A 13,535-nucleotide genomic window follows, 5' to 3' on the forward strand; every position below is an offset into this window, starting at 1 on the left:
GGAGAAGATGATAGGATACCTGCAGTTGGAAAACGGAAGAACCTTTGAAGGGACCCTCTTCGGCAAGGTGGAAGACGTGACGGGAGAAGTGGTTTTCAACACGGGCATGACCGGATACCAGGAATTGATGACGGATCCGTCCTACTACGGGCAGATCGTGACCATGACCTATCCCCTCATCGGCAACTACGGGATCAACCTGGAAGATCTGGAGTCGGACCGGCCCAAGATCACCGGATTGATCGTCCGGGAACGGGCGAAACATCCCAGCAACTTTCGCTGTGAAATGGATCTGGACAGCTATTTGAAATACAGCGGCGTCACCGGTCTGGAAGGCATAGATACCCGGGCCTTGACCAAAGTGATCCGCGATCACGGCACCATGCGGGGGGTCATCACCACCCGGATGTTGACGGACACCCAGCTGAAACAGCGGCTGGATTCCTACGACAACGGTGATGCGGTCCGTCAAGTCACCGCCAGGGAATCCTATACCCTGGAAGGGGCAGGCGTCCACGTGGCCATTATGGATTTTGGGATCAAAAACAACATCCTTCGCTCTTTTCAGGCAAAGGGCTGCAAGGTGACCGTCTTTCCGGCAACGGCATCCTGGCAGGAGGTCCTCCAGGTCCGACCCGACGGCATCTTTTTGTCCAACGGTCCGGGAGATCCCAAAGACTGTCGGGAGATCCTGGAGAATGTAAAAGAACTGGTGGAGCGAAAACCCACCATCGGCATCTGCCTGGGCCATCAGCTCATCGCCCTGGCCCTGGGCGGAGATACCCAGAAGCTGGCCTTCGGCCATCGGGGATCCAACCATCCGGTGAAGGATTTGGGCCGGGACCGGGTGTTCATCACCTCCCAAAACCACGGATATGTGGTGAAAGACGTTCCCGAATCCATGGAAGTGACCCACATCAGCATGAACGACGGAAGCATCGAAGGGTTGCGGCACAAGGACAAGCCCATCTTTACGGTCCAATTCCACCCGGAAGCATCACCCGGGCCGTCGGATTCCGACTATATATTTGAACAGTTCATGACATTGCTGGAGGAGGTGGAACAAGGTGCCTAAACGAGAAGACATAAAAAAAGTACTGGTGATCGGTTCCGGTCCCATCGTCATCGGCCAGGCGGCGGAATTCGACTATTCCGGGGCCCAGGCCTGCCAAAGCCTGAAAGAAGAAGGAGTGGAAGTGGTATTGGTCAACTCCAACCCGGCCACCATCATGACGGACCGGGAAGTGGCGGACAAGGTCTACATCGAACCCATCACTCTGGAATATGTGGAAAAAGTCATCGCCCGGGAGCGGCCGGACAGCCTGCTTGCCGGTATGGGAGGGCAAACGGGCCTGAACATGGCCATTGAACTCTACGACGCAGGCATTCTGGACAAATACGGGATCAAGGTGATCGGCACCTCCATCCCTTCCATCAAAAAAGGGGAAGACCGGGAGGAATTCCGGGCCCTTATGGAAGAGATCGGCCAGCCCGTCATCGAAAGCATCACCGTCGGTTCTTTAGAGGATGCGAAAAACTATGCAGCCAAGATCGGCTATCCTGTGGTTGTTCGACCGGCCTACACCCTGGGAGGATCCGGCGGCGGCATCGCCGATACGGAAGAGGAACTTCTTGCCATTGCACAGCGGGGCCTCCAGTTGAGCCGGGTCCGGCAGGTGCTGGTGGAAAAGAGCATCAAGGGATGGAAAGAGATCGAGTATGAAGTCATGCGGGACGCCAAGGGGAACTGCATCACCGTGTGCAACATGGAAAACATCGATCCCGTGGGCATCCATACTGGAGACAGTATCGTGGTGGCCCCTTCCCAGACCCTCGGCGACAAGGAATACCAGATGCTTCGAAAAGCATCCCTGGACATTCTGGAGGCGGTGGGCATCGAAGGAGGCTGCAATGTCCAGCTGGCCTTGGATCCCCACAGTTTTCAATACGCCATCATCGAGATCAATCCCCGGGTGAGCCGGTCCTCCGCCCTGGCCTCCAAGGCCACAGGCTACCCCATCGCCAAGGTGGCGGCCAAGATCGCTCTGGGATTGGGTCTGGACGAGATCGAGAATGCGGTGACGAAAAAGACCTTTGCCTGTTTCGAGCCCAGCCTGGATTACGTGGTCATCAAGATCCCCAAGTGGCCCTTCGACAAGTTTTACAATGCAGACCGAAAACTGGGAACGAAAATGATGGCTACGGGAGAGATCATGGCCATCGGAAACAATTTTGAGAGCGCCTTTTTGAAAGGACTTCGGTCGTTGGAAATCAAAAAATACGCTCTGGACCATGCTGATGCGGCCCAAATGGACCTGGCCCACTTGAAGGAAAAGGTCATGTATCCCAACGACGAGCGGATGTTTTACCTGGCCCAGCTCCTACGGCTGGGCTACGACATGGATAAGTTGTCCAAGGATACGGGCATGGACATGTTCTTCCTGGACAAGATCAAGGGTATCGTGGACCTGGAAGAAGAGCTGAAGGAAATGGCCCCGGAAGCGTTGAGCCGGGATCACTTGTTCATGCTCAAACAGAAGGGGTTTTCCGACAAGGGGATCGCCGACCTGATCGGGGTGGATCCCAACCACATATACGAACTTCGGCAAATGTACAACATGAAGCCGTCCTATAAAATGGTGGATACCTGTGCAGGGGAGTTTGAAGCCATGACCCCCTACTATTATTCCACCTACGACGAAGAGGACGAGGTGGCCATCCGGCCCGGCAGGAAAGTGGTGGTCATCGGGTCCGGCCCCATCCGCATCGGCCAGGGCATCGAATTCGACTATTGCACCGTCCACTGCGTCAAGGCCCTTCGGGAGATGGGGATCGAAACCATCGTCATCAACAACAACCCGGAGACGGTCAGCACGGATTTCAACATTTCCGACAAGCTCTATTTTGAACCACTGACGGAAGAGGATACCTTGAACATCATCGAAAAGGAGAAACCTGACGGGGTCATCCTTCAATTCGGCGGGCAGACGGCCATCAAGCTGGCCAAGTTTTTCCAGGAAAAGAAAGTGCCCATCCTTGGAACGGGCCCCCGAGCCATCGATGAATCGGAAGACCGGGAAAAATTCGAAGAGATCCTGGAGCAGCTGGATATTGCAAGGCCCAGAGGGAAAGCCGTCTGGAACCTGGAAGAAGGGGTCGCCTGGGCTGGAGAGCTGACGTATCCGGTGCTGGTCCGTCCATCTTACGTCCTTGGAGGTCAGGGGATGGAGATCTGCCACCACGTGTCGGAGCTGGAGTTCTATTTGAAGGACGCTTTTGCCAAGGACCACAAGAACCCGGTCCTCATCGACAAGTACATCGACGGCATGGAACTGGAGGTGGATGCCATTTGCGACGGAGAAGAGGTCCTGATCCCCGGGATCATGGAACACCTGGAGCGGGCAGGCATCCATTCCGGAGACAGTATCAGCATCTATCCGCCCATCCATGTAAGCAGTGAAATCAAGGAAAAGATCGAAGCCTATACAAGAAATGTGGCCAAAGCTCTTCGGGTCAAAGGCATGATCAACATCCAGTTCATTGAAAAGGACAAGGAGCTCTACATCATTGAAGTGAATCCCCGCTCCTCCCGTACCGTACCCTATATCAGCAAGGTCACCGGGCTGCCTGTGGTGGACATCGCCACCAGGGTCCTCTTGGGGGAAAAGCTGGACGACATGGCCTACGGGACCGGAGTGTACCCGGAATCCAACAAGACCTGCGTCAAGATCCCGGTATTTTCCACGGAAAAACTGCCCAAGGTAGAGGCCAGTCTGGGTCCGGAAATGCGTTCCACGGGAGAAGTCCTGGGTGTTGGCGTCACCTATAAGGAGGCCCTGTACAAAGGATTCATCGCGGCAGGGATGGACCTGTCCCATCGGAAACGCAATGTAGTATTGACCCTTCGCCCCAAAGATAAGGAAGCCTTCATGCCCCTGGTCCGCAAGATGGCAGACCTGGACTACACCTTTTACGCCACGGAAAATACGGCCAAGCGGCTGGCGGAAGACGGGATCGAAGCCCACACGGTCCACAAGATCAAGGAAGGATATCCCACCATCATCGACACCATTCGGGAACAGGACATCGACCTGGTATTCAATACCCCCACCAAGGGCAACGATGCCAAGCGGGATGGATTTGCCATCCGTCGGACCGCCATCGAAGCGTCGGTGGAATTGATCTCCAACATGGACAAGGCCGTGGCCCTCATCGACTTGTTGCACGACCGCATTTCTGAAGATGCCACGGATATCTACGAATTATCGGAATATGGAAAGTAACATTGAAAAAAGTAGAAACCGGCAAGAGGCGAAGGAAGTTCTCCTTCGTTTCCTGCCGGTTCTTTTTGGGTATATACAAAGGCAAGTGTACAGATGAAAGTACTTGACAATACACCTCGTATGGTATAGTATATAAAACAAATAGGAATAGTAGGAAAGAGGGGAACGCGATGAAGATTTCCACGAAAGGCCGGTATGGCATACGAGCCATGGTGGATCTGGCCGTTCATTTTACCGGAGAGCACGAAGCCCTTGGCAACATCGCCCAGCGGCAGGGGATCTCCAACAACTATCTGGAACAGGTATTTTCCACGTTGCGAAAAGCAGGGCTGGTGAAAAGCATCAAGGGTTCTCAGGGGGGATACCTGCTGGCAAAGGACCCCAAGGAGATCACCGCCAAAATGATCCTGGAGGTATTGGAAGGGGATCTGTCCGTGGTCGATGAAAAAAAAGAAGGGGCGGCATCCACCGAATCCATCCAATATTATCTAAAAGGACAACTTTGGGAGAAGATCAATAACAGCGTTCAGAAAGTGGTGGAAGACATCACCCTGGATGAACTGGCAAAGGGGTATTCCGAATATCTGGGAAACCCGGAGCCCATGTATTACATATAGGAAACGAGCGAATAGGATAAGGACGAAAAACATAAAAGGAAACGAGGAGGGAACAAAATGGCAAAAATAGCAAAGAGCATAACGGAGCTCATCGGAAACACACCCCTGCTGGAACTTCAAAACATGAAAGAAGCGGAAGGTTTCGCCGGCAACATCCTGGCCAAGCTGGAGTTTTTTAATCCCGCCAGCAGTGTGAAAGACAGGATCGGATACGCCATGGTCAAGGACGCAGAAGAAAAAGGCCTTTTGACACCAGATACGGTGATCATCGAGCCTACAAGCGGGAATACGGGCATCGCCCTGGCATTTGTAGCGGCGGCGAGAAAGTACAAGCTGGTTTTGACCATGCCGGAGACCATGAGCGTGGAACGACGAAATCTTTTGAAGCAGTTGGGAGCGAAGATCGTACTCACCCCGGGTAGCGAGGGGATGAAAGGGGCCATCGCCAAGGCCCAGGAACTGGCCAAAGACTATCCCAAGGCCATTATTCTGCAGCAGTTTGAAAACCCCGCCAACCCTCAGATCCATCGGGAGACCACAGCGGAAGAGATATGGCGGGACACGGATGGAAAGGTGGATGTTTTCATTGCAGGCATCGGAACAGGAGGAACCATCACCGGAGTGGGAGAAGTATTGAAATCCAGAAATCCCAAGGTTCAGATCATTGCCGTGGAACCTTTTGATTCGGCCATTCTTTCCGGCGAGAAGCCGGGCCCTCACAAGATCCAGGGGATCGGGGCCGGATTTGTGCCCGGGGTATTGAACACGGATGTCATCGACGAGATCGTGAAAGTGAAAAACGACGATGCATTTGCAATGGCGAAAAAAGCCGCCGCCGTAGAAGGATTGCTGGTGGGGATCTCCGCAGGAGCCGCCCTACATGCCGCCGCGGAAGTGGCTGGTCGGAAAGAAAACAAGGACAAGAACATTGTCGTACTTCTTCCCGACACGGGAGAGCGATACTTGTCCACTCCCCTGTTTCAAGACAAGGAATGACCAAGAACGAAATCCCGGATTTTCCAAAAAATCCGGGATTTTTTCATGTCCCATACGTTATAATGGATTTTAACGGGAAGGAGGGTTTTCCATGCTTCGACAGGCAAGGCCGGAGGATCTGGCGGCCATCACGGCATTGATGAACGAAAACATTCGAAATTCTACGGCAGTCTACCATTACGAGGAAAGACGGCTGGAAGATGTAACACGCTGGTACGATGACAAGCAACGTCGCAAACACCCCCTGTTTGTTGCGGAAGAAGCCGGCGTTTTTTTGGGATACGGCACCTTTGGCCCCTATCGTCCTCATGACGGGTATGCAAGGACAGTGGAACATTCCGTCTACGTGGATAAAAATCACCAGGGAAAGGGTGTGGGAGGAGCCTTGCTGGAGGCCTTGATCGAGGCAGCCCAAAGGGACGGATATCACGCCATGGTGGCGTATATCGATGCGGAAAACCAACAAAGCATCCGCCTCCACGAAAGGAAGGGGTTCCAGAATTGCGGCCGTCTTCGGGAGGTGGGATACAAGTTTGGGAGGTATTTGGATCTGGTGATCATGGAAAGATTGCTTTTGGAGGAAAAGACAGGAAAAGGAAACCGGGAAGAACCCTGTTCACAGGGCTGAAAATATGATAGAATAAATGAGTTATCAAAGGCAGATCTCCTCTTGTTTTAAAGATAACGAAATTGACTTTTTATTTTGGGTAAGATAAAATGTCAGCAGGATTATGCCCATATTTCAGAAGCAAACGAATAAAAGTAAACGGTATCATACATAAAGGAGTTGAAGCGTGAAAATGATCAAATTAACCATCGACAATCAACAGGTAGAAGTGGAAAAGGGCGCCACCGTATTGGATGCGGCCCGAAAAGCCGGTATTGAGATCCCCACGTTATGTCACGATCCGCGACTGGAAACCAGTCTGGGCGGGGCATGTAGAATGTGTTTGGTAGAAGTTCAGGGCGCAAGGACCTTGTCCCCATCATGTACCATGCCGGCTACAGACGGAATGGTGGTCAGTACGAAAAGCGAACGAGTCGTTCAAGGGCGAAAAGTCGTTTTGGATCTTTTGTGGTCCAGACATCCCCACGATTGCTTGACCTGTAGCGCTGCAGGAAATTGCAAATTGCAGGACTATAGCTTTGAGTACGGAGTAAAAGGTTCCCGATTCGAGAATCCGGAAGAAGAAGAATTTCCTTTGGACTATTCCAACAAATTTTACTATTTCGACCGCAACAAGTGCATCTTGTGCGGAAAATGTACGCGCGTCTGCAACGAATTGCAGCAAACCCATGCCATCGGCATGAGCGAACGTGGTTTTGAGACCCACGTAACACCTCCTTTTGATGATCCTTTGGCCCAGTCCAAATGCGTATCCTGTGGTAACTGCGTTTCCGTTTGCCCGACAGGTGCCTTGGTTGCCAAGAAAACCGATCGTTTCCGTTATTGGGATGTTCGAAAAGTTCGCACCACCTGTTCTTTCTGCGGTGTTGGATGCCAGATGGAGCTGTTGATCAAAGGCGACAAGATCGTAGAGGTTCAGCCTTACGATGGCGCAGCCAACAACAACATGCTTTGCGTCAAAGGAAAATTCGGATACAAGTTCGTCAACCACCCGGATCGTCTAAAAACACCGTTGATCAAACGGGATGGAAAATTCGAACAGGCAACCTGGGACGAAGCCTATGACCTGATCGTTTCCAAATTGAAGGAAGCCATCGACGATCATGGACCAGATTCCGTTGCAGGATTCTCTTCCGCCCGATGCACCAACGAAGAAAACTATTTGTTCCAAAAGTTTTTACGGGCAGTAGTTGGAACCAACAACGTGGACCACTGTGCGCGTTTGTGTCACGCATCCACGGTAGCCGGATTGGCCACCACCCTGGGAAGCGGTGCCATGACCAACAGCAACCGGGAAGCACTCAAGTCCGATGTGATCCTGGTCAGCGGATCCAATACTACGGAAGCCCACCCGGTCATCGGAGCCCACATCCAACAGGCGAAGGAAAAAGGCGCCAAGTTGATCGTGGCGGAACCGAGAGAAATCGAATTGGCAAAAGAAGCAGACATCTTCCTGCAGATCAAACCAGGAACCAACGTTGCCTTCTTCAACGGCATGATGCACGTCATCATCAAGGAAGGCTTGCAGGATAAAGAATATATAGCAGCACGAACTGAAAATTACGAAGAACTGGAAAAGATCATGGAAAGCTATCCGCCGGAAAAAGTGGCGGAGATCTGCGGCATCGATGCAGAGGACCTGATCGCAGCAGCCAAAATGTATGCAGAAGGGGAAAGGGCAGCCATCTATTATTCCATGGGTGTCACCCAACACTCCACCGGTACCCAAGGCGTCATGAGCGTTTCCAATCTTGCCCTTCTTTGCGGAAACATCGGAAAAGAAGGAGCCGGCGTCAACCCATTGCGTGGACAAAACAACGTACAGGGAGCCTGCGACATGGGCGCATTGCCAGGAGATTATCCGGGATACCAAAAAGTCATCAATCCGGAAGCCCAAGCCAAGTTTGAAAAGGCCTGGGGACGATCCCTTAACAACAAGGCCGGCTTGACCATAACGGAAGTCGTCAACGGCGTGGAAGACGGATCCATCCAATTCCTCTATGTCATGGGTGAAAACCCGGCGGTATCCGATCCGGACACCACCCACGTGGAAGCGGCATTGAAAAAAGCCAACTTCATCGTAGCTCAAGACATCTTCATGTCAGAAACTGCTGAATTTGCCGACGTGGTATTGCCGGCAGGATCTTTTGCAGAAAAAGACGGTACCTTTACCAATACGGAGCGACGCATCCAACGGGTTCGACAAGCATTGAAGCCCATCGGAGAGTCCAAGCCGGACTGGGTCATTCTGACGGAACTGATGAATAAAATGGGATACGAAGCATCCTACAGCCATCCATCCGAGATCATGGACGAAATGGCCAGCGTCACACCCCAATATGGTGGAATTTCTTACGATCGAATCGACGAGGAAGGTCTGCAATGGCCTTGCCCGACGAAAGAACATCCTGGAACTCCCGTATTGCATACGGAAACCATGAGCCGGGGACTGGGTCTGTTCAAACCGGCAGACTATATCGAAAGTGCGGAGACGCCGGACAAGGATTATCCATACATCATGACCACCGGTCGGATCCTCTACCATTATCACACCAGAACCATGACCAAGAGGGTCAAAGGCATCGATGTCATGTTCCCGGAATCCTACATCGAGATCAACCCGATAACGGCCAGCCGACTGGACTTGGCAGATGGAGACAAGGTAAAAGTTGCTTCCAGAAGAGGCGACATCGTCACCACAGCAAAAGTAACGGACAAAGTAGTGGAGGACGTCGTATTCATGCCATTCCACTTCTACGAGAATGGAGCGAACCGATTGACTGGAACCGCGCTGGATCCAACAGCCAAGATTCCGGAATTGAAGGTCAGCGCCGTCCGTTTGGAAAAAGCATAAGATACACGATGAAAGAAGGAAAGTCATGAAAGAATTCGGAACGGCCATTGTACTGGCCGGAGGGAAAAGCAGCCGAATGGGCTTCGACAAGCAGCATTTGATGCTGCATAACAGTCGACTGGTCCAACGGATCACAGAAACCCTTTTAGACGCATTCGATCAAGTCGTTTTGGTCACACAAACGCCGGAATTGTACGGCGGACTTTCTGTTGAAACAGTAGAAGACAAGTATAAAGGCATGGGTCCCCTGGGGGGGATCCATGCCGGTCTTTTAGCCGCAGAGAGCCAATACGCCTTTGTCATTGCCTGCGACATGCCGGGCCTTGACCTGAGATACATCGAATTCATGAAAGACCGGCTGCGGGGATCCGACTATCAGGCCTGCGTCACCCGGTTTGGCGAATGGATCGAGCCTTTTCATGCCTATTATTCCAAGGACCAGATCCAGGACATGGAAGCCTTTTTAGAGACGGGAAGAAAATCGGTGAACCGGTTTTTGGACGGTCAAAAGACCTTGTACGTTCCGGAATCGGAAGCGAGAAAATTCAGCCCTGATTGGGAAATGTTTTATAATTTGAACACCCGGGAAGACCTGGCCCACTACATGACCAGAACCAGGGAAAGCAGCTAAGGAGGGGGATCGATGGCAACGACGAAAACCTATACCATACAAAAGTATAAAGAAGGCTTTCGCCAAGTGGAAGACGAAGTCGTTGTGGAATATACCCTGGCCATCTATCTGAATGACCGGTATTTTATCACTCTGTTGTGCACGCCGGAGCATTTGGAGGAATTGGTCTACGGCTACCTGTTTTCGGAAGGGGTCATCTGTGACAAAGAAGAGATCCTGGAGCTGGAACTGGACGAGGAGAAGGGGAAAGCCATGGTGACCATCGACCGGGAGGATCTGTTTACCTACGCCGGGGATCAGCTGGTTGGAGAAGTGACGGTGACCACCGCCTGCGGTAAAGGGAGAAAAGTGACTTTTCCCGTGGTCCGGGAAGGTGCCGACGAGAAGATCCAGCCCATGGAAGTGGAGCCGGAAGATGTTTTTCGCCTGATCCGTCAGTTCAACAAATCTTCGGACCTGTTTTTACGGACGGGAGGGGTCCATTCCTGCGCCCTTTGTTCCGGCAAGGAAGTCCTTTATGCCAGAGACGACATCGGCCGCCACAATGCCCTGGAAAAAATCTTGGGGAAGGCGCTGCTGGACGGGATCGACTTGAAGGACAAGATGGTACTTACCACTGGGAGAATGTCGTCGGAGATCGTGGACAAGGTGATCCTTCGAGGGATCCCCGTGCTCATATCCAGATCGGCACCGACGGATCGAGCCATCGACCATGCCGAAAAAGCAGGATGCAAGCTCATTGGATTTGTCCGGGGCGACAAGATGAACGTTTATACGACATAACAAAAGGGAGTCGATGGATCGACTCCCTTTTCTTTTTTTGGTTTTCAACCGCCGCCGACGGGCGGCATGATCAATACGTCGTCCCCGTCTTCCAGAGGTGTATCCAGATAGTCCAGGACCAGTGAATTCCGACCGTTGACGTAGACCACCATTCCCTTTTGGAGAGCGTTTCCATCCAACAGCTTTTCCTCCAAGGCAGGTCCGTAGCGGTGGATCAGTTGAAGAAGTGCGTCTGCCAGGGTGGATCCGTCGTCCAGGTCCAGTTCCTGGGATTTTTCCCCTCCTACGTATTGTTCCATGGCAAAGATGGTTTTGACCTGTACTTTCATTGTCAGGAAAGGATTCCCTTTTCCTTCAATTTGGCGGCCACTTCATCCAATCCCAGTTCCTGGAGCTTGGCTTGTGTGGGAACGCCTTCCTGGCTCCATCCTCTGGCCTCGTAATAATCGTGGAGCATCAGGTCCAGCTCTTCTTTGGGAACGGATTGTCCCTTGGAGGCGCCTTCTTTGATGGTCTCTGTCATGACCCGCTCCGGCAGGGTATCGTCGGCTTTGGTCAGTCCTGCTGTCAGGTTGAAGGCACGGGCCACGTTGTTGACTCGGGCGCCGATGACCATGATGTCTTCTTTCTTGAATTCCAGACCCGTTGCTGCACTGACCATGTCTGCCGTATTCTGCTCTGCAATGCTGGCCACGGCCATGTCGATGAGGAAACCGCACATGGTGGGACAGTCGGCAGTGGCCAGACGGAGATCCTGGTTGTACATGGTCAACCAGCCTTTTCCTTCTGCCGTGAACCGGTCGTAGGCTTTCGGAATGTCGGAACCGAATATTTCCTGCGGTGCATACCCACGGTTGTGGTCTGCTCCCGTATAGGAAGTAACATAGTTGAATCCATGGGCTTTGGCGCCTCGTGGATCGTAGGCCGGGAATTCCAGACCTTTCACGTGCATGGCGTATTTCTCAGACCCGTTGCCGATCTTTTCCGCCAGCACTTTGGTGCCGTCGCAAAGGAGTTCGCCCAGACCTTCATTTCGAAATGCGATCTCCGTGATGGCATCCACCATGGCGTCTGCGTTGCCGAATCGGAAATCCAATCCGTTGACTTGCTCTTTGCTCAATAGACCATTCTCAAAAAGTTCCATGGCAAAACCGATGGTGACACCTACGGAAATGGTGTCCAGGCCGTACTTGTCGCACAAATGGTCGGCGTGGATGACGGCTTCCTGACTTTTTACGCCGCAAACGCTTCCCAGACTGTAGTAGGTTTCATATTCCGGATCGGACATGCTGCCCTGGAATTTCAAGTTGCCGCCTCTGGCCAGCTTCACCTGGGTGCAGCCTACAGGACAACCGTAACAATGTTCGTTGCCCAGAGTACGCTCCAAGCTGGACTTGGCGCCCAAGCCTTCCGTGTAGTCGTCTTCCCCGGTGTTTCGGTAGTTTTCCGACGGGAACATTCCCATGGCGCTGGTAGCATCCACTACCATTGGTGTTCCCAACTTGGAGAACTCCGGATAAAGGACCGGGCTGGCTTTCATGCCTTCCAGCATGGTTTTTCTGGCTTTTTTAAAGGCTTCTTCATTGGCGATGGGAACTTCCTGGGTCCCCGAACGGCAATGGCCTTCAAATTTTTGGATCCCATGACGGCTCCTACGCCTTTTCGGCCGAAGGCCCGGCGTTCGTTGATGATGGCCGCCATCTTGGACAGGTTTTCGCCGGCTGGTCCGATGCAGGCGATCCGCGCCGCTTGTTCGTTGAGTTCCTGTTTCATGGTCAATTGGGTGTCCAGGGTGTTCATGCCCCAGAATTTGTCCGCTTTTCGAATGGATACCTTGTCGTCCTTGATCCAGAGGTAGACCGGTTCTTCCGATTTCCCTTCGATGATCAACACGTCGTATCCTGCAAATTTCAACTCGACGGGGAAATAACCTCCCGACAGGGCCATGCCTACGGCATTGGTCAGAGGGGATTTTGTCGCCATGGCCATTCTGCTGGCGCAGGGTGCCGACGTCCCGCTAAGTGGTCCCGGTACGAAAATAAGTTTGTTTTCTTCCCCCAGGGGATCGCAATCGCCTGGTACTTCGTCAAATAGGTACTTGATGGCAAATCCGGCTCCACCGATATAATCTTGAGCCAGTTTTTCCGGCAGTACTTCTGTAGTCACTTCTTTGGTGGACAGGTTTACCCGCAAAACCTTGCCCATGTAACCGCCTGTGTACATGATAAAACCTCCTTGAAATTTAATAGCATCCATGCTTTATACAAAATTATACCATTTTTGCGCAAAAAAAGCACCCGGGACGGATGCTTTGATGAGGCCTGGAACGGACATCTTTTTCAGGATCCTGTCTCAATAAGACGGGTGTTTTTCAGAGGAAAGGATTCATTTGCGAAGGATCTTCTCCATGGCCTTTCCCTTGGCCAACTCGTCCACCAGCTTGTCCAGATAGCGGATCTCCTTCATGATGGGTTCTTCCACGTTTTCGACCCGGATGCCGCACACCACCCCTTTGATCAGGGATCGTAGGGGGTTTAGGTGGGGTGCCTGGGCAAAAAAAGTTTCGAAATCGGTCTCTTTCTCCAGTTCCGCTTCCAGTTCTTCCTGGGTGTGTCCCGTCAGCCAGCGGATGATCTCGTCCACTTCTTCTTTGGTCCGTCCCTTTTTCTCCGCTTTTGCGACATACATGGGATAGACTTTTGCAAAACTTGTGGTATAAATGTTGTGTTTGGCCATGAGGACC

The 13,535-nt window shown here is 52.3% G+C and carries 12 protein-coding genes; 8 read left to right on the top strand and 4 right to left on the bottom strand.

The features are described 5' to 3' along the window. Positions 1 to 7 precede the first annotated feature (7 nt). The 8 genes from J0B03_RS07995 to fdhD all read left to right on the top strand — a co-directional run bounded on the left by J0B03_RS07995 (position 8) and on the right by fdhD (position 10,792). Complete coding sequence (locus J0B03_RS07995) at positions 8 to 1,075, top strand: carbamoyl phosphate synthase small subunit (protein ID WP_207299101.1); 1,068 nt, start codon at positions 8 to 10, stop codon at positions 1,073 to 1,075. Next, positions 1,068 to 4,283, top strand: a complete 3,216-nt coding sequence (carB, locus tag J0B03_RS08000) for a carbamoyl-phosphate synthase large subunit (RefSeq protein WP_207299102.1) — start codon at positions 1,068 to 1,070, stop codon at positions 4,281 to 4,283. The genes J0B03_RS07995 and carB overlap by 8 nt, the downstream gene beginning before the upstream one ends. Before the next feature lie 170 nt (positions 4,284 to 4,453). After that, on the top strand, positions 4,454 to 4,900 hold the full coding sequence (locus J0B03_RS08005; protein WP_207299103.1) for an RrF2 family transcriptional regulator: 447 nt from the start codon (positions 4,454 to 4,456) through the stop codon (positions 4,898 to 4,900). A 57-nt stretch (positions 4,901 to 4,957) separates the two neighbouring features. Beyond that, positions 4,958 to 5,896 carry a cysteine synthase A gene (gene cysK / locus J0B03_RS08010; protein WP_207299104.1) on the top strand — a complete coding sequence of 313 codons (939 nt, stop codon included), beginning with the start codon at positions 4,958 to 4,960 and terminating at the stop codon, positions 5,894 to 5,896. A gap of 91 nt (positions 5,897 to 5,987) precedes the next feature. Further along, entirely contained in the window at positions 5,988 to 6,524 is a 537-nt protein-coding gene (locus J0B03_RS08015) for a GNAT family N-acetyltransferase (RefSeq protein WP_207299105.1), read from the top strand. 166 nt (positions 6,525 to 6,690) lie between these two features. Then, positions 6,691 to 9,378, top strand: a complete 2,688-nt coding sequence (gene fdhF / locus J0B03_RS08020; protein WP_508278641.1) for a formate dehydrogenase subunit alpha — start codon at positions 6,691 to 6,693, stop codon at positions 9,376 to 9,378. Between the two features lie 25 nt (positions 9,379 to 9,403). Then, on the top strand, positions 9,404 to 10,009 hold the full coding sequence (gene mobA, locus J0B03_RS08025) for a molybdenum cofactor guanylyltransferase (protein WP_207299106.1): 606 nt from the start codon (positions 9,404 to 9,406) through the stop codon (positions 10,007 to 10,009). A 12-nt stretch (positions 10,010 to 10,021) separates the two neighbouring features. After that, positions 10,022 to 10,792 carry a formate dehydrogenase accessory sulfurtransferase FdhD gene (fdhD, locus tag J0B03_RS08030; protein ID WP_207299107.1) on the top strand — a complete coding sequence of 257 codons (771 nt, stop codon included), beginning with the start codon at positions 10,022 to 10,024 and terminating at the stop codon, positions 10,790 to 10,792. 44 nt (positions 10,793 to 10,836) lie between these two features. On the opposite strand, the gene J0B03_RS08035 is transcribed toward fdhD, so the two are convergent. The 4 genes from J0B03_RS08035 to J0B03_RS08050 all read right to left on the bottom strand — a co-directional run bounded on the left by J0B03_RS08035 (position 10,837) and on the right by J0B03_RS08050 (position 13,528). After that, entirely contained in the window at positions 10,837 to 11,121 is a 285-nt protein-coding gene (locus J0B03_RS08035; RefSeq protein ID WP_207299108.1) for a MoaD/ThiS family protein, read from the bottom strand. 2 nt (positions 11,122 to 11,123) lie between these two features. After that, positions 11,124 to 12,344: an aldehyde ferredoxin oxidoreductase C-terminal domain-containing protein gene (locus J0B03_RS08040; RefSeq protein ID WP_207299109.1), complete on the bottom strand. Its 1,221-nt coding sequence runs from the start codon at positions 12,342 to 12,344 to the stop codon at positions 11,124 to 11,126. After that, positions 12,329 to 13,015: an aldehyde ferredoxin oxidoreductase N-terminal domain-containing protein gene (locus J0B03_RS08045; protein WP_207299110.1), complete on the bottom strand. Its 687-nt coding sequence runs from the start codon at positions 13,013 to 13,015 to the stop codon at positions 12,329 to 12,331. Before J0B03_RS08045 ends, J0B03_RS08040 begins: the two co-directional genes overlap by 16 nt. Before the next feature lie 162 nt (positions 13,016 to 13,177). Continuing rightward, on the bottom strand, positions 13,178 to 13,528 hold the full coding sequence (locus J0B03_RS08050) for a DUF2200 domain-containing protein (RefSeq protein WP_207299111.1): 351 nt from the start codon (positions 13,526 to 13,528) through the stop codon (positions 13,178 to 13,180). Positions 13,529 to 13,535 lie beyond the last annotated feature (7 nt).

This window comes from Alkalibacter rhizosphaerae (assembly GCF_017352215.1).
Lineage (GTDB): Bacteria > Bacillota > Clostridia > Eubacteriales > Alkalibacteraceae > Alkalibacter > Alkalibacter rhizosphaerae.

Excerpts from the sequence above, each read along its gene's own strand:
- cysK (WP_207299104.1), top strand. The coding sequence starts at position 4,958 with ATGGCAAAAATAGCAAAGAGCATAACGGAGCTCATCGGAAACACACCC.
- J0B03_RS08050 (WP_207299111.1), bottom strand. The coding sequence starts at position 13,528 with ATGGCCAAACACAACATTTATACCACAAGTTTTGCAAAAGTCTATCCC.
- J0B03_RS08005 (WP_207299103.1), top strand. The coding sequence starts at position 4,454 with ATGAAGATTTCCACGAAAGGCCGGTATGGCATACGAGCCATGGTGGAT.
- mobA (WP_207299106.1), top strand. The coding sequence starts at position 9,404 with ATGAAAGAATTCGGAACGGCCATTGTACTGGCCGGAGGGAAAAGCAGC.
- J0B03_RS08015 (WP_207299105.1), top strand. The coding sequence starts at position 5,988 with ATGCTTCGACAGGCAAGGCCGGAGGATCTGGCGGCCATCACGGCATTG.
- J0B03_RS08035 (WP_207299108.1), bottom strand. The coding sequence starts at position 11,121 with ATGAAAGTACAGGTCAAAACCATCTTTGCCATGGAACAATACGTAGGA.
- fdhD (WP_207299107.1), top strand. The coding sequence starts at position 10,022 with ATGGCAACGACGAAAACCTATACCATACAAAAGTATAAAGAAGGCTTT.
- J0B03_RS08040 (WP_207299109.1), bottom strand. The coding sequence starts at position 12,344 with ATGCTGGAAGGCATGAAAGCCAGCCCGGTCCTTTATCCGGAGTTCTCC.
- J0B03_RS07995 (WP_207299101.1), top strand. The coding sequence starts at position 8 with ATGATAGGATACCTGCAGTTGGAAAACGGAAGAACCTTTGAAGGGACC.
- J0B03_RS08045 (WP_207299110.1), bottom strand. The coding sequence starts at position 13,015 with ATGTACACAGGCGGTTACATGGGCAAGGTTTTGCGGGTAAACCTGTCC.